The 19,317-nt window shown below is 64.0% G+C and carries 22 protein-coding genes; 4 read left to right on the forward strand and 18 right to left on the reverse strand.

Translation table 11 applies throughout. The annotated features are described in order from the left end of the window. Window positions 1-26 precede the first annotated feature (26 nt). Genes era through lepA form a run of 5 tightly spaced genes read right to left on the reverse strand, consistent with a single transcriptional unit; the run spans window position 27 to window position 4,898 of the window. The gene (era, locus tag AC1RCS_RS07040; protein WP_218295590.1) at window positions 27-1,031 is read right to left on the reverse strand and encodes a GTPase Era; all 1,005 of its coding nucleotides are present in this window, start codon (window positions 1,029-1,031) and stop codon (window positions 27-29) included. Beyond that, on the reverse strand, window positions 1,028-1,711 hold the full coding sequence (rnc, locus tag AC1RCS_RS07045) for a ribonuclease III (RefSeq protein WP_492244137.1): 684 nt from the start codon (window positions 1,709-1,711) through the stop codon (window positions 1,028-1,030). Before rnc ends, era begins: the two co-directional genes overlap by 4 nt. Then, window positions 1,711-2,076 carry a DUF4845 domain-containing protein gene (locus AC1RCS_RS07050; RefSeq protein WP_492244138.1) on the reverse strand — a complete coding sequence of 122 codons (366 nt, stop codon included), beginning with the start codon at window positions 2,074-2,076 and terminating at the stop codon, window positions 1,711-1,713. The genes rnc and AC1RCS_RS07050 overlap by 1 nt, the downstream gene beginning before the upstream one ends. Window positions 2,077-2,115: 39 nt before the next feature. Then, window positions 2,116-3,090, reverse strand: coding sequence for a signal peptidase I (lepB, locus tag AC1RCS_RS07055; RefSeq protein WP_492244139.1), 975 nt, complete (start codon window positions 3,088-3,090; stop codon window positions 2,116-2,118). After that, window positions 3,090-4,898 carry a translation elongation factor 4 gene (lepA, locus tag AC1RCS_RS07060; RefSeq protein ID WP_218295594.1) on the reverse strand — a complete coding sequence of 603 codons (1,809 nt, stop codon included), beginning with the start codon at window positions 4,896-4,898 and terminating at the stop codon, window positions 3,090-3,092. The genes lepB and lepA overlap by 1 nt, the downstream gene beginning before the upstream one ends. Here lepA and AC1RCS_RS07065 point away from each other — a divergent pair. Continuing rightward, window positions 4,888-5,286: a hypothetical protein gene (locus tag AC1RCS_RS07065; protein ID WP_218340104.1), complete on the forward strand. Its 399-nt coding sequence runs from the start codon at window positions 4,888-4,890 to the stop codon at window positions 5,284-5,286. The two genes, lepA and AC1RCS_RS07065, sit on opposite strands and share 11 nt — an antisense overlap. A 120-nt stretch (window positions 5,287-5,406) precedes the next feature. On the opposite strand, the gene AC1RCS_RS07070 is transcribed toward AC1RCS_RS07065, so the two are convergent. From AC1RCS_RS07070 to AC1RCS_RS07130, 13 genes are all read right to left on the reverse strand, one after another. Beyond that, window positions 5,407-6,873, reverse strand: a complete 1,467-nt coding sequence (locus AC1RCS_RS07070; protein ID WP_492244255.1) for a Do family serine endopeptidase — start codon at window positions 6,871-6,873, stop codon at window positions 5,407-5,409. 166 nt (window positions 6,874-7,039) lie between these two features. Beyond that, on the reverse strand, window positions 7,040-8,119 hold the full coding sequence (locus AC1RCS_RS07075) for a MucB/RseB C-terminal domain-containing protein (RefSeq protein ID WP_492244140.1): 1,080 nt from the start codon (window positions 8,117-8,119) through the stop codon (window positions 7,040-7,042). Between the two features lie 33 nt (window positions 8,120-8,152). After that, complete coding sequence (locus AC1RCS_RS07080; RefSeq protein WP_492244141.1) at window positions 8,153-8,821, reverse strand: sigma-E factor negative regulatory protein; 669 nt, start codon at window positions 8,819-8,821, stop codon at window positions 8,153-8,155. A 9-nt stretch (window positions 8,822-8,830) separates the two neighbouring features. Then, window positions 8,831-9,457, reverse strand: coding sequence for an RNA polymerase sigma factor RpoE (gene rpoE / locus AC1RCS_RS07085; protein WP_218295598.1), 627 nt, complete (start codon window positions 9,455-9,457; stop codon window positions 8,831-8,833). Between the two features lie 6 nt (window positions 9,458-9,463). After that, a complete protein-coding gene (locus AC1RCS_RS07090; protein WP_492244142.1) occupies window positions 9,464-9,976 on the reverse strand; it encodes a hypothetical protein in 513 nt (170 codons plus the stop codon). A 135-nt stretch (window positions 9,977-10,111) separates the two neighbouring features. Further along, window positions 10,112-11,356 (reverse strand): beta-ketoacyl-ACP synthase II, encoded by a 1,245-nt coding sequence (gene fabF / locus AC1RCS_RS07095; protein WP_218295600.1) that lies wholly within the window; start codon window positions 11,354-11,356, stop codon window positions 10,112-10,114. Between the two features lie 48 nt (window positions 11,357-11,404). Continuing rightward, a complete protein-coding gene (gene acpP / locus AC1RCS_RS07100) occupies window positions 11,405-11,644 on the reverse strand; it encodes an acyl carrier protein (RefSeq protein ID WP_003058049.1) in 240 nt (79 codons plus the stop codon). Window positions 11,645-11,747: 103 nt separating this feature from the next. After that, window positions 11,748-12,494, reverse strand: a complete 747-nt coding sequence (gene fabG, locus AC1RCS_RS07105) for a 3-oxoacyl-ACP reductase FabG (RefSeq protein WP_218295601.1) — start codon at window positions 12,492-12,494, stop codon at window positions 11,748-11,750. Next, window positions 12,491-13,441, reverse strand: coding sequence for an ACP S-malonyltransferase (gene fabD, locus AC1RCS_RS07110; RefSeq protein ID WP_218295602.1), 951 nt, complete (start codon window positions 13,439-13,441; stop codon window positions 12,491-12,493). Before fabD ends, fabG begins: the two co-directional genes overlap by 4 nt. A 60-nt stretch (window positions 13,442-13,501) precedes the next feature. Then, entirely contained in the window at window positions 13,502-14,479 is a 978-nt protein-coding gene (locus AC1RCS_RS07115; RefSeq protein WP_218295603.1) for a beta-ketoacyl-ACP synthase III, read from the reverse strand. Beyond that, window positions 14,479-15,534, reverse strand: a complete 1,056-nt coding sequence (plsX, locus tag AC1RCS_RS07120) for a phosphate acyltransferase PlsX (RefSeq protein ID WP_218340100.1) — start codon at window positions 15,532-15,534, stop codon at window positions 14,479-14,481. Before plsX ends, AC1RCS_RS07115 begins: the two co-directional genes overlap by 1 nt. Window positions 15,535-15,642: 108 nt before the next feature. Continuing rightward, window positions 15,643-15,825 carry a 50S ribosomal protein L32 gene (gene rpmF, locus AC1RCS_RS07125; protein ID WP_005794249.1) on the reverse strand — a complete coding sequence of 61 codons (183 nt, stop codon included), beginning with the start codon at window positions 15,823-15,825 and terminating at the stop codon, window positions 15,643-15,645. Window positions 15,826-15,933: 108 nt separating this feature from the next. Then, window positions 15,934-16,485 carry a YceD family protein gene (locus AC1RCS_RS07130; RefSeq protein WP_492244143.1) on the reverse strand — a complete coding sequence of 184 codons (552 nt, stop codon included), beginning with the start codon at window positions 16,483-16,485 and terminating at the stop codon, window positions 15,934-15,936. 25 nt (window positions 16,486-16,510) lie between these two features. Between AC1RCS_RS07130 and AC1RCS_RS07135 the strand changes: the two genes are divergently transcribed. From AC1RCS_RS07135 to AC1RCS_RS07145, 3 genes are all read left to right on the forward strand, one after another. Beyond that, entirely contained in the window at window positions 16,511-17,110 is a 600-nt protein-coding gene (locus AC1RCS_RS07135) for a Maf family protein (RefSeq protein ID WP_369643010.1), read from the forward strand. Window positions 17,111-17,231: 121 nt separating this feature from the next. Then, window positions 17,232-18,008, forward strand: coding sequence for an SAM-dependent methyltransferase (locus AC1RCS_RS07140; protein WP_218295607.1), 777 nt, complete (start codon window positions 17,232-17,234; stop codon window positions 18,006-18,008). 49 nt (window positions 18,009-18,057) lie between these two features. Continuing rightward, window positions 18,058-19,191 carry a toxin-antitoxin system YwqK family antitoxin gene (locus tag AC1RCS_RS07145; protein WP_492266988.1) on the forward strand — a complete coding sequence of 378 codons (1,134 nt, stop codon included), beginning with the start codon at window positions 18,058-18,060 and terminating at the stop codon, window positions 19,189-19,191. Window positions 19,192-19,317 lie beyond the last annotated feature (126 nt).

Below are 19,317 nucleotides of genomic sequence, written 5' to 3' on the forward strand. Positions count from 1 at the left end.
GGGCAGCGGGCGCTGATGGCATGCACTTACTCGTAGCCGAAGGAACGCACCCGGGCTTCATCGTCAGCCCAGCCGGAGCGGACCTTGACCCACAGCTCCAGGAACACCTTGGCATCCATGAGCTTTTCCAGCTCCTGCCGCGCCTCGGTGCCGATGCGCTTGAGCCGCTCACCCTTGTCGCCGATGACCATCATCTTGTGGTTGTCCCGCTCCACCACGATGGTGGCGGCGATCTTGACCAGTCGCTTGTGCTGCTTGCTCGCCTCTTCCTCGAACTTGTCGATGACGACGGTGGAGGTGTAGGGCAGTTCATCCCCGGTGAAGCGGAACAGCTTTTCGCGCACGGTTTCGGAGGCCAGGAATTTCTCGCTGCGGTCGGTCAGTTCGTCCTCGCCGTACCACCAGCCCTGCTCGGGCAGGTATTTTTCGCAGATGCCGAAAAGGCGCTCGATGTCGCCCTTGTTCTTGGCCGACATGGGCACGAATTCGGTGAACGGATGGCGCTCCTGCATGCTCTTGAGCCAGGGCGCGATCTCCGCGCGGCGGTGCACCATGTCGAGCTTGTTCGCCACCAGGAGCGTGGGAATGCCGGGCTTGAACAGCGAGAGTACCTTGGCATCGGCCAGCGTGAAGTTGCCGGCCTCCACCACGAACAGGATCAGGTCCACGTCGCCGATCGCCCCCATCACGGTCTTGTTCAGGGACTTGTTGAGCGCGGTGGCGTGGCGCGTCTGGAAGCCCGGCGTGTCCACGAAAATGAACTGCGTCTGCTCGCGGGTGCGGATGCCGGTGATGCGGTGGCGCGTGGTCTGCGCCTTGCGCGAGGTGATGCTGATCTTTTGCCCCACCAGCGCATTGAGCAGCGTGGACTTGCCCACGTTGGGCTTGCCCACGATGGCGATCACGCCGCAGCGCTGGCCGGGGACGGCCGCAGGGGCGCCCGCCGCCGCGAGCATGGCCTCCAGGTCATTTTGCGCCCCTGCGCTTGCTGCACCTTCGTCACCAGCTACATCTTTGGTAGCATCATTCATAGATTCTTTGCTTTCAATGTGGCCAGCATGGCCACCGCTGCGGCCTGCTCGCCGGCCCGGCGGGAGCCGCCGATGCCACGCTCGGTCAGGCCCAACTCGGGAATGTCGCATTCGACATCGAAGGTCTGGCGGTGCGCCGCCCCGACCGTCGCCACCACGCGGTACTGCGGCAGCTTCATTTTGCGGCCCTGGAGCCACTCCTGCAACGCGGTTTTGGCATCCTTGGACGCCGCCTGCATCTGCGGGTTGATCTCGACGCCCTGGAACAAGCGGTGCACCAGCGCCTCCGCGCTGCCATACCCCGCGTCAAGGTACACCGCGCCGATGAGCGCCTCCAGCGCATCGGCCAGGATGGACGGCCGCTGCTGGCCGCCGGATTTGGACTCGCCTTCACCCAGGCGCAGCACCTCGGAAATCTTGAGGCCCAGCGCCAGATGGTGCAGGGTGTCCTGCTTGACGAGGTTGGCACGGACACGGGACAGATCCCCCTCCGGCAGGGCCGACAGCCGCTGGTACAGCAGGCTCGCGACCGCGAGATTCAGCACGGAGTCCCCCAGAAACTCCAGCCGCTCATTGTGATCGGCCGAAAAACTGCGGTGCGTGGTGGCGCGCTGGAGAAGGGATGGATCGGAAAAAACATGCTGCAGGCGGGACTGCAGCGCTTGAAGGCCGGCGTGCACTAGTTGGTCTGTCCTTCAAAGCGGTAGACAAGATAGGCCGGGCCCGCCAGCGCGATTTCGCGGGAGTACTTATAGGACACCACGACCTTGTCGCCACGCTTGCCCACCTCCAGGTCGCTACCCCGGATCGAGGTAATGTCATCAATCGCCGCCGCACGGTCAAATGCGCCACGCACTCCGGCCACAGAGCCTTCGGCCTTGGCCTTCTCGGCCGCTTTCTTGATGGCGGCGTATTCAATAAAAATGGGAACCGACTGGCCGCCAATGGCGAAAACGGCCACAGCCAGGACACCAATGAAGACCAGACCAAAAAAAGACAATCCGCGCTGGCGCGACCGGCTGGCCACGCGATGGACTTTCACCATGATGTATTCCCTCTCCTTGTTTGCCTTGACGGCCGTGGCTTAGTGGAATGAACCGATGCGCTTGAGGTTACCGAAATTCATCCAGACAAAAAAGGCCTTCCCGACGATATTGCCTTCTGGAACGAATCCCCAGTAGCGCGAATCGAGCGAGTTGTCCCGGTTGTCCCCCATCATGAAATAGTGGCCTTCCGGCACCTTGCAGACGACGCCTTCGACACTGTAGCGGCAGTTTTGCCGGTAGGCAAAATTGCTCGCGCCCTGCACGAAGGCAGGAACATCAGGGTTGTTCAGCAAGCGATGCGGCTGCGGGCCCAGTTGCTCTTCAAACTGCTTGAAGTAGCGCATCGAATCCTCTTCGAAGAAATCCGGCGCTGCCTTGGTATCCACGGCTTGGCCATTGATCGTGAGGCGCTTGTTGAGGTAGGCGACCTCGTCCCCCGGCACGCCGACCACCCGCTTGATGTAGTCCAGGCTGGGCTGCGGCGGGTAGCGAAACACCAGCACATCCCCCCGCGCAGGCTTGGTGCCTTCGGTGATCTTGGTGTGGATGACCGGCAGGCGGATACCGTAGGTGAACTTGTTCACCAGGATCAGGTCGCCCACCAGCAGCGTGGGAATCATGGAACCCGACGGAATCTTGAAAGGCTCGAACAGAAATGACCTCAGCAGGAACACCGCGACGATCACCGGGAAGAGTCCTGCGGTCCAGTCCAGCCACCAGGGCTGCATGAGCAGCCTCCCCTTGGCTTCCTGGACATCCACATCAACTTTCTGGATGCCCATGCGGTCCAGTTCGGCGCGGCGCTGCACGGCGGCATCTTCCACGGCCTGGGCCGCCCGGCGGCGCTGCGGCAAAAAGTACAGCCGCTCGGCCAGCCAGTAGGCACCCGTGACCACCGTGGCCATGAACAACAGCAGGGCAAAGTTGCCTTCCACGGCCCCAAAGTACCAAGCGCCGATATACCCGCCAAATGCGGCCAGCACCAGAGAGGTGAGAATCTGCATGGCCTGCATCAGTCTTCCACCTGCAAAATGGCCAGGAAGGCCTCCTGGGGCACCTCGACCGATCCAATCTGTTTCATGCGTTTCTTACCTGCTTTCTGCTTCTCGAGGAGCTTGCGCTTGCGGGTGATATCACCGCCGTAACATTTTGCCAGCACGTTCTTGCGCAATGCCTTGATGGTTTCGCGCGCAATGATGTTGGCACCGATGGCGGCCTGAATGGCCACGTCGTACATCTGGCGGCTGATGATCTCGCGCATCTTGGCGACCACGGCACGTCCGCGGTACTGCGATTGCGAGCGGTGCACGATGATGGACAGCGCGTCGACCTTTTCACCGTTGAGCAGGATGTCGACCTTCACCACATCGGAGGCGCGGTATTCCTTGAACTCGTAGTCCATGGAGGCATAGCCGCGCGACACCGACTTGAGCTTGTCGAAGAAGTCGAGCACGATCTCGCCCAGCGGCATTTCGTAGGTGAGCATCACCTGGCGGCCGTGGTATGCCATGTTCATCTGCACGCCGCGCTTCTGGTTGGCCAGTGTCATCACCGGGCCCACATAGTCCTGCGGCATGTACAGATGGACCGTGACGATGGGCTCGCGGATCTCCTCCAGCCGCCCCTGGTCCGGCATCTTGGAGGGATTCTCGACCATGATCACTTCGCCATCGGCCTTGACCACCTGGTAGACCACGCTGGGCGCCGTGGTGATGAGGTCCTGGTCGAACTCCCGCTCCAGGCGCTCCTGCACGATTTCCATGTGCAGGAGCCCGAGGAATCCGCAACGAAAACCAAAGCCCAGCGCCTGGCTCACTTCGGGTTCGTAGTGCAGCGAGGCGTCGTTGAGCTTGAGCTTTTCCAGCGCATCACGCAGCGAGTCGTACTCACTCGCTTCGGTGGGGTACAGCCCCGCGAAAACCTGCGGCTGGATTTCCTTGAAGCCGGGCAAGGCCTCGGCGGCGGGGCCTGCGTTGTTGGGCAGCTTCTTTTCCAGCGTGATCGTGTCGCCGACCTTGGCGGCCTGCAGCTCCTTGATGCCCGCGATGATGTAGCCCACCTGCCCCGCATCCAGCGAATTGCGCGGCTCGTTGGCGGGCGTGAACACCCCCAGGTTGTCGGCGTTGTACACGGCGCCACTGGCCATCATCTTGATGCGCTCGCCCTTGAGCAGCCGCCCGTCCACCACGCGCACCAGCATCACGACGCCGACATAGCTGTCAAACCAGCTGTCGATGATCATGGCCCGCAGCGGACCCTGCGCATTGCCGCGCGGCGCGGGCACCTTGGCGACGATGGCTTCCAGGATCTCCTCGATGCCCATGCCCGTCTTGGCGGAACATGGAATGGCATCCGTGGCGTCGATGCCGATCACGTCCTCGATCTCGGCCTTGGCGTTGTCCGGATCCGCATTGGGCAGATCCATCTTGTTCAGCACCGGCACGACCTCGACACCCAGGTCCAGCGCCGTGTAGCAGTTCGCGACCGTCTGGGCTTCGACGCCCTGGGATGCATCGACCACCAGCAACGCGCCCTCGCAGGCAGACAGCGAGCGGCTCACTTCATACGAGAAGTCCACATGACCCGGCGTGTCGATCAGATTGAGGTTGTAGACCTGGCCATCCTGTGCCTTGTATTGCAGTGCCGCCGTCTGTGCCTTGATGGTTATCCCACGCTCCTTTTCGATGTCCATCGAGTCCAGAACCTGGGCCTCCATCTCACGGTCCGCAAGGCCGCCACAGCGCTGGATCAAGCGATCAGCGAGCGTCGACTTGCCATGGTCGATGTGCGCAATGATGGAAAAATTTCTGATGTGGTTCATCAACGGAAAGCGTCAAGTGATTGAATTAAAACGGAGCACACAAGAAAAAAGGGCGCGTCGAATGGCGACGCGCCCTGAACCAACAATCATTGGCAACTGCGATAGTTGGAGCTTCATTGTAGGCAAAAAGCCCGCAGGAAAAAGCCCATACGACTGCATCCAGGGGGAGTTGCCAGGGTGCAACAGGGCTTTTATTCACAACTTATTCACAGTCTGCACAACAACAACGCTGGACAACTTGTGGGTGAGCTGTGGATCAGCTGTGCATTGCACCAGCGCATCCCGCATCGTGAATCCGCGCCTGGCCAATATACAGATTAGCGTTGAACAGGAGCCTCTATTCTATCGAATCCAGTTGATAGACCTTGAAAAAGTTAGCAAAAGCTAACATTCATGCTTTCGGAGAGGTTCCAGCAAAAACGCCAAAAAACCTTTCGCCGCGGTCAAATAGCCCATTGCAAAAGTGGGGAATCGCCGCCCAGGCGCCCCCACCCGCACATCCGACGCCTCAGCGTCCGGGCCGGATCAAGGCATATTGCGCCCACTCTCCGCGTCGGTACAGCACATTGATGGCCTTGCTCTTGTCCGCCTTTGCCAGCACGGCTTCGAACTCCCTGACCCCCGACACCTCGGTGTTTGCGATCGCAAGAATCACGTCACCTTCGCGCAGGCCGGCACGCGCGGCAGCCTCCGTGGCGGTCGCCACCAGTACCCCTCCCTTGACCTTAAGTTCCTTCTTCTGCGCATCGGAAAGTTCAATCACCGCCAGCCCGATTTGCTGCGCAGCGGCCGATGCCTTGGGCTTCTCTTCCCGTTCTGCCGCTTTGGCGGCCGCGGGCTTGTCAGGCTCGATCTCGGCAATGGTGATGCCCAGATCCCGCGAAGCGCCCCGGCGGAATACGGTCATGGTGCTCTTGGTGCCGGGCTTGGTGTTGCCCACCAGCCGGGGCAAATCAGCCACCTTCTCGATGGTCTTGCCATCGAAACGGGTGATGATGTCCCCCGCTTCCACCCCGGCCTTGTCTGCCGGCGATCCAGCCTCCACGCCGGTCACCAGGGCCCCCTGCGCCTTGCCCAGGCCAATCGATTCCGCCACGTCCTTGGTGACCTGTCCGATCTGCACGCCGATGCGACCCCGCGTGACCCGCCCGGACGCGCGCAATTGTTCGCTCACCCGGATGGCTTCATCCATCGGGATGGCAAACGAAATACCCATGAATCCACCCGAGCGCGAATAGATCTGGCTGTTGATCCCCACCACCTCGCCGCGCATGTTGATCAGGGGCCCCCCCGAGTTCCCAGGGTTGATGGCCACGTCGGTCTGGATGAAGGGCAGGTAGTCGCCGGTATCGCGCTGCTTGGCACTGACGATGCCCGCGGTCACCGTGTTCTCCAGCCCGAAAGGCGAGCCAATCGCCATGACCCACTCTCCGACACGCAGGCGCCCCAGATCACCCACCTTCACTGCGGGCAGCCCGGTGGCCTCGATCTTGACCACGGCCACGTCCGTGCGCTTGTCCGCGCCGATGATCTTGGCCTTGAACTCACGCTTGTCGGTCAGCGTGACGATCACTTCATCGGCCCCCTCCACGACATGCGCGTTCGTCATGACAAACCCGTCCGTGGTCAGGATGAAGCCCGAGCCCACGCCACGGGGCTGCTCGTCGTCCTGGGGCCGCTGCGGGCGCTGCTGCCTCGGCACGTTGGGAATCGGCACTCCGAAACGGCGGAAGAACTCCAGCATTTCCTCGTCCATGCCATTCGCGCTCGCGCGGCTCGACGCCTTTTCCACGGTCCGTATGTTGACCACGGACGGGCCCACCTGGTCCACCAGGTCGGTAAAGTCTGGCAGGCCACGCACAGCTGCGGCGGGCTGCGCGAAGGCGGCCTGGGGCAAAAACGCTCCACCGGCGACCCCGGCGAACATGCACGCAAATGCTACGGAGCGCAGCGCATTTCCATCGAACTTCGGCATCATCGACCTTTCGTGAATTGTGACGAACGCAGTCATCAAACTGTATGTAACTGTGAAGAGTGTGCGGCCATTTGGTTCCCGCGCTGACGTGCTGTCTGCATGCCCCTCTGAAGGGCAGGCCGCAACCCGCAGCGGCCCGCCACCCCACGGAGTGGCAGCCGTGCAATCAGCGGGTGCGCTCCAGTTGCCCGGCAAACAGACGAAGGGTCTGCAGCGGTACCTCTCCGACCGCGGTGAGCCACACATCGGGCAAGACCCGCATCGCCAGCAATTGGGTGGCGCCCATGCTCGACACCTGGGGCTGCGCCGGGTGCCGCTGGGGATCAAACGGCTCCACGAACAGCGAGACCGACGCGAGGCCATCGGAGTACAGGCATTGCAGAATGCCCTGGGCATCGTCCGCGGCAGACACCGCGCGCCGATGGCAACTCACCGGAACAAATCCCGCGACCGGCTGGCGCAAGGCCCACCCCTCGGCCGACGCGGTGGTCTTGACCACGGCCGGTGCCACGACCTTGTAGCCCTCCGTGGCATCCATCAGGCGCGAGAGCTGCTCCACTCGCACGGGCGCATTCAGATCCAGCTCTGAAAACGCGGCCTGCTCCAGAACGCGGCCATCCGCAGCCAGTGTCTGCAGCTTCACGACAAGGCCGGTGTCCCGCTCGCTCCACAGCCTGTAGCCGAAACGCAGGGAGTCCACCGGCTTGAACCACACCACGTCCGCGACAAAACCCGCCACCCGCTCCTGCCCCACCGAACGCGAGACATAGAACTGGGAGATCGACGTGCCGTTGACCACAGGAACGCGCGGAAACTGCCCCGAGGCTTCGCGGCGGTCCGAGCGGACCACCCGGGACTGGGGCCAGAAAGTGCGCACCTCGTCATCGCGCCGGAAAATAGTCCGCGGCGTGCCGCTCAGCGCCTCCACGCGCTCCATCTGTTGCTGCCCTTCACAGGCGTGCCAGATGCGCGAACTGGCCATCGCGCCCGAGGCCGCAAGCACTACGAAGGTTCCCGCATAGGGCCGGATGCAGGGCGCGCTGTGCATGCGCTCTATCCATTGCACGATGGTGCGCGCCGCGGGCACCGGGGCCGCGTCCCCCAAAGGACGAGGCGACTTTTCCAGTTGCGCCTCTCCCATCGCGGCGGAAAGCCCCGCCACGCACAGAAGCACCGCCACCCACCCGGACCTGAACCACCGACATGGCGCAATCACGCTATTGCCCGCAACCCCTGTATTGGTCATCGCACGGTCTCAGCACAAAGAGCCATCCTTGACTCAGCGGCCGGGTGTCTCAAATGTCGCATTGCGCAGGAAGCCCGCGGGCATCTGCAGGGCGGAAGTGCTGCCAAACTGCTTGTGCGCCGCCAGCAACTCGTCCAGGCGGGGATCGCGAATCATCACCTGTGCCCCACCTTCGGCATCCGCCACGGCCACCACGGGCGTGCCAGCGGTGCTGGGCGCGGATTCCGGCGCAAGGGCGAGCTGGGCACCGCCCGACGGACCCGCCGCACCAGTGCCTTGCAGGCTGGCCAAGGAGGTCCATCCAATCGCGGCCACCGCCGCCAGCGACGCAAAACCAGCGACCATCTTCCAGCGGAAGACGGACGCATTGGCGGCACTCTCCATCACGGGAGCCACCACTGCCACCTGCACCGGGGGCTGAACGCTCAGGGCAGGCCCTTCCTTGGCGAGCTCATCGCGCAGCCGTGCCATGAAATCCGGGCTGGAGGGCCGCGCCAGATCGGACGAACGCAATACGTCACCCACCAGGTGGTAGAGCTGCCACGCCGCATGCCCCTCGGCTTGCTCCGCGTAGGCCAGGGCATCGGCCAACTCATCCCCCTGCAACTGGCCATCGGCCAGTGCAGACAACTGTTCGCGCCTGTGCATCTCATTCACCACGGCGCCCTCTGCCAATCCATCGCTACGTACAGCCTTGTTCATTTCATTACCTCACCACCGTTTGCCCGACTGGTTTTCAAGCAAGGGGCGCACTTTTGCCGAAATGGCCTCACGCGCCCGGAAAATCCGGGACCGCACCGTGCCAATGGGGCAATCCATGGCCGTTGCGATCTCTTCGTAACTCAGTCCCTCGATCTCGCGCAAGGTCACCGCCTGGCGCAGATCTTCGGGTAATGCCTCCATGGCCGCATTGACGGCTTGCGCGATTTCTCGGGCCGCGAGCACGGTTTCGGGGGTTTCTTCGCTGGTTAGTTCGTGTCCGAGGCGGGAAGTTTCATCTTCATCCTCATTCCCTCGCAGCGCATTCTCCGAAATGACGGGATTGCGTTTCATGTCCATCAGCGCCTTCTTGGCGGTATTGACGGCAATCCGGTAGAGCCAGGTGTAGAACTGCGCATCGCCGCGGAACTGATGCAGTGCGCGGTAGGCACGGATGAACGTCTCCTGTGCGATGTCCTGCACGAGGTCGGTGTCGCGCACCATGCGTCCAATGAGGCGCTCGATGCGGCGCTGGTACTTGATGACCAGTAGCTCATAGGCGCGCTGATCGCCCGCCACCGTGCGCTCCACCAGTTGGAGATCGCTGTCTTCGGAAGGGGAAGGCGGAATTACAGTCATGGATACTCAGGATTCACGCACCACGGCTGCTGCCGGGGCGGTTTCGTCAGCGTTGCCAGCGCCCGGTCTGGGGCGCGAATATACCGCACGGCGCAGATCCATCCAACGTTCAGGCTGGGTGGAACGCTCCAGCCACAGCCAGATGCGGCCGCGCCCCGCAGGCCGCGCATGCAGCCACAGATGCGATTGCACGTCGAGAAGGACTTCCGGGGAAGCGGAAAGTGCCGCCAATGTGTCGCCGGGCTGCCCACTCTCCAGAGCCCAGGACTGTCCGTCCCAGCGAATGGCACCAGAAAACTGGTGAACCCAGAAGTGCAGTGCGCTGGCGGCGGCCACGAGCCAGAGCCCGCCGCCGGCCAGAACAGGCCAGAGGGAGCCCGCACCCGAGCCTCGAAAGAACCACGCGCCGAGCCCGCCCGCGCCTGCCAGCAGCGCGCCAGCCAGCACACAGCCCAGGGCACGGCTGCGCCGCAGGGGGTACAGCACCGCCGGCGGCCGCCGCGAGGAGGTCACGTCCATGGCGCGCCACCGGTCACCAAAAGCCCACGGCCCAGGCCAGGGCACAGCTTCGCGGCAGGCTCGCCCTCGGGCTCAAGGCAACAACAAGGCAGAAAGGCCTTGTCATCCAGCGCGGCAGGATGTGGTGCCAGAGGATCAGACGCGTTTGAAGACCAGGGTTCCGTTGGTGCCGCCAAAACCGAAGTTGTTCTTGACGGCCACGTCGATCTTCATGTCACGCGCCGTGTTGGCGCAGTAATCCAGATCGCACTCCGGATCCTGATTCAGCAAATTGATGGTCGGCGGCACCTTTTGCTCATGCAGCGCCAACACCGTGAAGATGCTCTCGATACCACCCGCGCCGCCCAGCAAGTGGCCGGTCATGGATTTGGTAGAACTCACCACGGTCTTGTAGGCATGGTCGCCCAAGGCCGCCTTGATGGCATTTGTTTCGTTGATGTCACCCAGGGGCGTGGAAGTACCGTGGGCGTTCAGGTAGTCGACCTGGTCGGCATTCATGCCCGCATTGCGCAAGGCGTTCAGCATGGCGCGGCGCGGGCCATCCATGTTGGGGGCCGTCATGTGCCCGGCATCGGCACTCATGCCAAAGCCGCTCAATTCTGCGTAAATCTTGGCACCCCGGGCTTTGGCATGCTCGTATTCTTCCAGCACCATCACGCCGGCGCCCTCGCCCAGCACAAAACCATCGCGGTCCTTGTCCCAGGGGCGGGATGCTGTCTTGGGGTCGTCGTTGCGGGTGGACAGGGCACGCATGGCCGCGAACCCCCCGATGCCCAGCGGCGATACGGTGGATTCCGTGCCACCGGCGACCACCACGTCGGCATCGCCGTACTCGATCATCCGGCCGGCCTCGCCGATGCAGTGCAGGCCCGTGGTGCAGGCAGTGACCACCGCCAGGTTGGGGCCCTTGAAGCCAAAGCGCATGGACACGTGGCCCGCCACCATGTTGATGATGGACGCCGGCACGAAGAACGGCGTGATGCGACGGGGGCCGCGGCTGACCAGTTCCGCGTGGGTGTTCTCGATCAGTGGCAGGCCACCAATCCCCGATCCGATCACACAGGCAATGCGCGTGGCGAACTCTTCGCTGAGCGCCTCACCCGTGGGCAGGCCGGCATCCTGCACCGCCTGCGCAGCTGCCGCGATGCCGAAATGAATGAAGCTGTCCATCGCGCGCGCATCCTTGGCGCTGATGTACGACTCCAGGTCAAGACCTTTGACCTCCCCCGCGATCTTGCAGGCGAAGTTCGACGCGTCGAACTTGGTGATGAGATCAATGCCGGATTTTCCGGCAAGGAGGTTGGCCCAGGATTCGGCCACCGTGTTGCCCACGGGGCTGACGCATCCCAGGCCGGTCACGACAACGCGACGACGGCTCATGCGTAAAAAACCTTCTGCTGATCGCTTGAGTCAGGCGCAGAGCGCCGCTCAGGCCTTCTGGTGGGTATTGGCGTAGTCGATGGCGTTTTGCACCGTGGTGATCTTCTCGGCGTCTTCATCCGGAATCTCGATGCCGAATTCGTCTTCCAGCGCCATCACCAGCTCCACCGTGTCAAGCGAGTCGGCACCGAGGTCTGCCACGAAGGCCTTTTCATTGGTGACTTGGGACTCTTCCACGCCGAGTTGTTCGGCAATGATTTTTTTGACGCGTGCTTCGATATCGCTCATGGTTTCCCTCTGGGGGTTGTGAATGAATCCGCGATTCTAGCTGCTTCAGGAGAAGCCCCTCAGCAGCCCGCCGTCCGGATGAACCGGCGTTATCTTCCATCAATTACATATACATGCCGCCATTGACATGCAACTCCTGCCCGGTGACATAGCCAGCCTCGCGCGAAGCCAGGTAGGCCACCGCATGGGCGATGTCTGCGGGCTTGCCCATGTGGCCCAGGGGAATCTGCGCATTGAGCGCTTTTTGCTGGTCTTCGGGCAACACGGAGGTCATGTCGGTTTCGATAAAACCCGGCGCCACACAGTTGACCGTGATGCCGCGGCTGCCCAGTTCGCGGGCCAGTGCGCGCGCCATGCCGGCCACGCCCGCCTTGGCGGCCGCGTAGTTGGCCTGGCCTGGATTGCCCGAGGCACCCACCACGCTGGTGATGCTGATGATGCGCCCAAAACGCTGCTTCATCATCGGACGGATGGCCGCACGGCTCACGCGAAAGACGGCCTTGAGATTGGTGTCGAGCACCGCGTCCCAGTCGTCGTCCTTCATGCGCATGGCCAGCGTATCGCGGGTGATGCCCGCATTGTTCACCAGCACATGCAATCCGCCCTGCTGCTTGACGATGGCATCCAGCAGCGCATCAACGGCGGCCGCATCGTTCACGTTCAGGTTGGCGCCGCGGCAGCCCGGATAGGCCGACAGGGCCTGGCTGATGCGCTCAGCCCCCTCGTCGGTCGTGGCCGTGCCCACCACTTGATAGCCACGAACAGCCAGTTCCAGCGCAATGGCCGCGCCAATGCCGCGCGATGCGCCTGTCACCAACGCCACCTGCGCGGCCGATGAGGTTTCCGTCATGCCAGCAACTCCCGGGTTTCGGCCAGCGTGGCCGGATCAAACATTGCACCACCCACCAACTCGGGGTCGATGCGCTTGGTCAGGCCGGCCAGCACCTTGCCAGGGCCACTTTCAACAATATGGGTCACGCCGCGCGCCTTGAGGGCCTGCACGCATTCCACCCAGCGCACGGGGCCAAAGGCCTGCCGGTACAGCGCATCCCGGATCGCATCCGCGTCCTGGCGAACCGCGACATCCACGTTGTTCAGCACGGGGATCTGGGGAACGGCAAACGCCACATCCGCCAGCGCCAGCCGCAGCTTCTCGGCGGCGGGCTTCATCAGGCTGGAATGAAAGGGTGCGGAGACAGGCAACAGCAATGCACGCTTGGCACCCGCCGCCTTGAGAACTTCGCAGGCCTTGTCGACACCCGCCTTGGTCCCTGCAATGACGGTCTGGATGGGGTCGTTGAAATTGACCGCCTCGACCACCTCGGACGTGCCCGCACCCAGCGAAGCCAGCGCCTCGGCGCAGCCCGCGATGACCTTGGAGGCTTCCATGCCCAGAATCGCCGCCATCGCTCCGGTGCCGACGGGCACGGCCTCCTGCATGGCGGCCGCCCGCAGACGCACCAGTGGCGCGGCCTGGGCCAGCGTCAGCACCCCCGCCGCCACCAGCGCCGAATATTCGCCCAGCGAATGGCCAGCCACAGCCACGGGAGCCGCGCCGCCCTCCGCGCGCCACACGCGCCATGCAGCGACCCCCGCCACCAGCATCACAGGCTGCGTATTGGTGGTCAGCGCAAGCGCCTCCTTGGGGCCGTCCTTGATCAACAGGCCGACGTTCTCGCCCAGGGCATCCGATGCCTCCTGCAGGGTCTGGACGACCACCGGGTGATCGCCCCATCCGTCGAGCATGCCCACCGATTGCGAGCCTTGCCCCGGAAAGACAAATGCAAAAGATTTCATGAAAAATCCAGAAATATGATTGAAATCGAGTCCCAGCGCTTATTCAATAAGCGCTGAAAGCTATAACTTCAGGAGCACCGCGCCCCAGGTAAAGCCACCGCCCACACCTTCGAGCAGCAGGGTCTCGCCCTTTTTGACCTGGCCGGAGCGCACCGCGTGGTCCAGCGCGAGGGGAATGGAAGCGGCCGATGTATTGCCATGCTGGTCCACCGTGACCACCACCTTGTCCATGGACAGCTTGAGCTTGCGGGCGGTGCCCTGCATGATGCGGATGTTGGCCTGGTGCGGGATCAGCCAGTCGATGTCGGCCTCCGTCATGCCCGCCTTCGCGAGCACCGCATGCGCGGCCTTTTCGAGCACCCCGACAGCGAGCTTGAAAACAGCCTGCCCGTCCATCTTGAGGACCGGGTCCCCCAGTACCTGGCCACCGGCCACGTTGCCAGGCACGCACAGGATTCCCACATGCCTGCCGTCGGCGTGCAGGTCGCTGGACAGGATGCCGGGCGTCTCAGACGCTTCCAGCACCACAGCACCCGCCCCATCGCCAAACAGCACGCAGGTGGTACGGTCGTTGAAGTCCAGGATACGGCTGAAAACCTCAGCGCCAATAACCAGCGCGCGATTGGCGGCCCCCGTCTGGATCATGGCATCCGCCACGGACAGGGCATAGACAAAACCGCTGCACACCGCCTGCACATCAAACGCCGGGCAACCATTGGCGCCCAGTTTGTTCTGCAATATGCAGGCAGCCGAAGGAAACACCATGTCCGGCGTGGACGTGGCCACGATGATCAGATCGATGTCCGTGGGCTGCAGCCCCGCGGCCTCCAGGGCGTTGCGCGCGGCTTCCAGCCCCAGATCGCTGCTGGCGACATCAGGCGCCGCGAAATGGCGGGCGCGGATGCCCGTGCGCTCCACGATCCATTCGTCCGAGGTTTCTATGCCGCGCTGGGCCAGCTCGGCCACCAGATCAGCGTTGGTCAGCCGGCGCGGGGGCAGGTAGCTGCCGGTGCCGGTAATGCGGGAGTAGCGTCTCATCAATGTGTGATCGTCGCCGCAACGCCAGGCTGGGGCTGTGCATCTGCAGGCACCAGAAGAGGCGCTGCATGCGCAATCCGGGTCCGGACACGGTCGAGCAAGTTGTTGCGGGCTGCATCATACGCCCGGTTCAACGCCTGCTCGAAGGCCATTGTGTCAGCCGACCCATGGCTCTTGAACACCAGTCCACGCAGCCCCAGAAGGGCCGCACCGTTGTACCGACGGTAGTCCATGCGCTTCATCAGCGCTTTTAAGACCGGATAGGCAGTGATGGCAGCAATTTTGGTGAAGATGTTGCGAGAGAACTCGGTCTTGAGCGCACCGATGATCATCGACGCGACGCCTTCGCTGGCCTTGAGGGCCACGTTGCCGACAAAGCCGTCACACACGACGATATCCACCGTTCCCTTGAAGATGTCATTGCCTTCGACATTTCCATAGAAATTCAGATCGCCAGAATTGGCAGCAGATCGCAGGAGTTCACCTGCTTTTTTAATCACTTCGCTGCCCTTGATGACTTCCTCACCAATATTGAGGAGGCCCACCGTCGGCTCGCCGCCATCCCTGAGGGCGGACACCAGCGCGGAGCCCATGACGGCGAACTGAAGCAGGTGCTCCGCAGAGCAATCCACGTTGGCGCCCAGGTCCAGTACCGTGGTGGCGCCGCCGGCGGCATTGGGCATCTGCGTGGCGATGGCCGGGCGGTCGATGCCGTCGAGCGTCTTGAGCAGATAGCGGGCAATGGCCATCAGGGCGCCGGTATTGCCTGCGGAGACAGCCGCCGAGGCGGCGCCATCCTTGACCTGCTGGATCGCCACGCGCATCGAAGAGTCCTTCTTCCTGCGCAGGGCCACCTCCACGGGGTCATCCATGGCCACCACTTCGGAAGCGGGCACGATGGTGGCGCGGTCGTGCGAGAACGACTGCAGGCTGTCCGCCAAGCCAACGAGCAGCAGGCGGGCATCAGGGTGGTTATCTAGGAACTGGCGGCACGCCGCGAGCGTGACGCGGGGGCCATGGTCGCCCCCCATGCAGTCAACAGCCAGTGTGATCATGGGCGACTTGTCCGACCGGCCAGACAGGCCGGAAGATGAAATGCAACGGTCAAAACAAAGGCCCGCGCTACGATTTCAGTAGCAACGGGCCTTTGGATGGGGCGAAAGTCAGGCTTCAGACTTGTTCTTCAGCACCTGGCGGCCGCGGTAGAAGCCGTTGGGGCTGATGTGGTGGCGCAGGTGCGTTTCACCGGTCGTGGGTTCCACGGCAATGCCCGGCACATTCAGGGCATTGTGCGAGCGGTGCATGCCGCGCTTGGAAGGGGACTTTTTGTTTTGCTGAACGGCCATGATGGCTCCTGGTCTTGAATAGGTTGGTAAAAACGCGATCAGCCCATTAAAGACACGAGGGGATTCGCGCGAAGCCCTCGATTATAGCCTAAATGGCTCGCGGCCTCTTTATGACCCTTTGCCGGGTTTTCGCAGGCCCGCCAGCGCGGCAAATGGGTTGGGCTTCTCGGCGTTGGCCTCTTCGAAATCCTCATCCGAGGAAGCCAGGGGCACCGAGGTCGGGCATTCGTCGTGCTTGGGCACCACGGGCAGCGCCATCAGCAATTCGTCTTCGATCAGCTCGCGCAGATCAAATTCGCGGCTCATGGCCAGCAGGTCTTCCTCGCTCTCGTCGTCCAGCGCCTCGGCCGTGGCTTCGTCGGCCACGAAGCGGAACTCGCGGTCCACCTCCAAGGGGACATCCACCGGGGTCATGCAGCGCTGGCACTCCATGGGGAAACTGGCCCGCACCTTGAGATGCAGCCACACCTGGCCCATGCCACCCAGCGCGGTGCGCACTTCGCCGACCGCCTCCCAGTCCACCATCAGGTCCGGGTGCAAGCCCTTGGCCTCCTGGGCCAGGCGTTCGTACTTCAAGAGCGAATCGTGGCCCGACAGCCGACCGCCCGCCTGTGCAAAGGCTTTCACGTCCAGGCGCTGTGCGGAGAATTCCTTGGTCATGGCGGCAGTGTAAGAGAATCGGCGCATGCATCAATCCCCTCCCCTGCAACGCCCTCTGGTATTGGGCTCCACCTCGCGGTACCGGCGCGAATTGCTCCAGCGGTTGAACCTGCCTTTCGACGTTGCCGCCCCCGATGTGGACGAGACGCCCCGCCCGGGCGAGGCCCCGCGCGCGCTGGCCCTGCGCCTGGCGGTGGCCAAGGCCCAGGCGGTGGCCCGCCAGCACCCCGATGCCGTGGTGATCGGCTCCGACCAGGTCGCCGACCTTGCGGGCGAACCCCTGGGCAAGCCGGGCCACCACGAGCGCGCGGTGCAGCAGTTGCGCCAGATGCGGGGCCAGACCGTGGTGTTCCAGACCGCCGTGGCCGTGGTGTGCGCCGCCACGGGCTTCGAGCAGGTGGACCTGGCTGCGGTGGAGGTGAAATTCCGCGACCTGTCCGACGCAGAGATCGAGCGCTACCTGCGCGCCGAGCAGCCCTACGACTGCGCGGGCAGCGCCAAGAGCGAAGGCCTGGGCATCGTGCTGCTCGATGCCATCGTGAGCGACGACCCCACCGCGCTCATTGGGCTGCCCCTGATCCGCACCTGCCGCATGCTGCGGGCGGCAGGGCTGGTACTGCCGTGATGAAACATCCCCCGAGCCGCGTCGCGCAGCCACCCTCTCTTTGCGCAGAAGGGCACGCCCCGGCCTGGGCTGCGCCAGTTGCCTGGACGGCCGGTACCACGCAGCCCCATGGAGCCCAGCGATGAACGCAAGAACCGGAACGCTGTACCTGGTGCCCGCGCCGCTCGATTTTGGCTGCGACAGCCAGGTTCCGCTGCAGGATGCGCTGCCCGCCAGCACCTTGCAGACCGCGGCGCGGCTCACCCACTGGGTGTGCGAGAACGCCAAGAGCACCCGCGCCTACCTCAAGCGCGTCGATGCCCTCCACCCCCTGGCCGCTTCCCTGCAGCAGCAGCAGATCACCGAACTGCCGCGCGAGGTGCACAAGAAGGGAGACCATGGCGACAAGGGGTCGGCCCCCTTCGATGCCCGCCCCCTGCTGGCCGCCGCGCTGGCGGGGCATGACATGGGACTGGTCAGCGAGGCGGGCATGCCCGCCGTGGCCGACCCGGGCTCGTCCGTGGTGCGCGCCGCGCACGATCTGCAGATCCCCGTGGCCCCCCTGGTGGGCCCGGTGTCGCTGCTCCTCGCACTGGCGGCCAGCGGCCTGAACGGGCAGAACTTCGCATTCGTCGGCTATCTGCCACAGGACAGCCAGGAGCGCACCCAGCGCATCAAGGAACTCGAAGGCCTGGCCCTCAAGACAGGGCAGACCCAGCTCTTCATCGAAACCCCGTACCGCAATGCGGCCCTGTGGCAGGCGCTGGTCCAGGCGCTGCAGCCCCACACCCGGCTGGCGCTGGCCAGCGGGCTGACGCTGCCGGACGCACGCATCCGCAGCCAGCTGGTGCGGCAATGGCGCCAGCAGCCCGAGCCCCCCGACAACCGCACCCCCGTGGTGTTCGCATTGGGCCGCTGACATGCAGCCGCATTCAGTTGCTATATTTTTAATAGCTTGTAGCGCTTATATGACAAGCGCAGAGGCCATTATTCGTTGTGAATTGAACGGCAAGGCCATCAACATCTCCAACGGCGCCGAAACGGCCGGACAGTCCGGGCTCGTGCGCTGCCGCGAAGAGGACACGGGCCATGTCCAGCGAGAGCAGGAGCTGCGCAATGGCAAGTACATCGGCCAGGAGCGCATGTTCGACCGCGAAGGCCGCCTGCAGCGCGAGCGCACGGTGAACGAACGCGGCAACAGCCACGGCCGGGTGGCCGAGTTCTGGCCCAACGGCCAGGTGCGGCGCGAGGAAACCGCCGACAACGGCCGCACCCAGGGCGCGGTGCGCCGCTTCGATGCCACCGGCCGCGTGGAGCGGGTGTCGTTCCATGACGACGGGCAGGAGCTCTTTCATGTGGAGACCAACGGCAGGGGCCAGCCCACGCGCCTGCTCTGCCCCCGTGCCAGCGTGCTGCCCGAAGACCGCAAGCTCTGCGGCTTCGATGGCGCCACCGACACCCTGCTGCACGCGGAAAACGGGACCCCAACCGCACAGCTTCGGTACGACCAGGGCCGCCTGCTGAGCGCCACCGAATGGAACGGCGACGGCCTCGTCTCCGCCCAGCAGCTCGTGGTGGAAGGCCGGCGCGTTCACCGCAGCTTCCACACCGAAGGCGGCAGGAGCGTGCTGCGCGAGGAACGCGTTTTCGCCCCCGACGAGCGCGCGCTGCGCGACACCCGGGGCCCTCTGTGGAGCACCCGGCGCTACGGCGCATCGGGCCAGCTCATCGAGCAGCGCGGTTTTGACGGCGGGCGCGAGGTGCAGGTGGAGCGCTGGTACCTCAACGGGTCCGTGCGCGAACGCAGCACCTGGAGCGGCACCGGCGAGCAGGCCCGCCTGCTGCGCGAGATGCACCGCGACGACGGCAGCCTCCTGCGGCGCGACCAGCTCACCAAGGACCAGTGGCCCGTGGGAACGCAGCAGGCGTTCCACGACAACGGCCGGCTGGCGATAGAAGAGCAGTATTCCGCCCCCGATGCCCGCGGCCGCACGCGTCTCACGGCGCGCAAGCAGTGGGACGAAGCGGGCAAGCTCGTGGCGGACGACACCATTCTTGAAGATGGCTCGCGCCAGCGCAGGGCCGGCGGGCTGGACAGCTGAAGCAGGCATCAGACCCCTGCCCCTCCACCCTCCTGCCGCCCCTGAGGCTTGCACCGCCCGGTCAGCGGCGCCATTCGCACACGCCCATACGCAAAAATGCCCCGGATGGAATCTCCACCCAGGGCA

Source organism: Acidovorax sp. GW823-FHT01C06 (genome assembly GCF_058798375.1).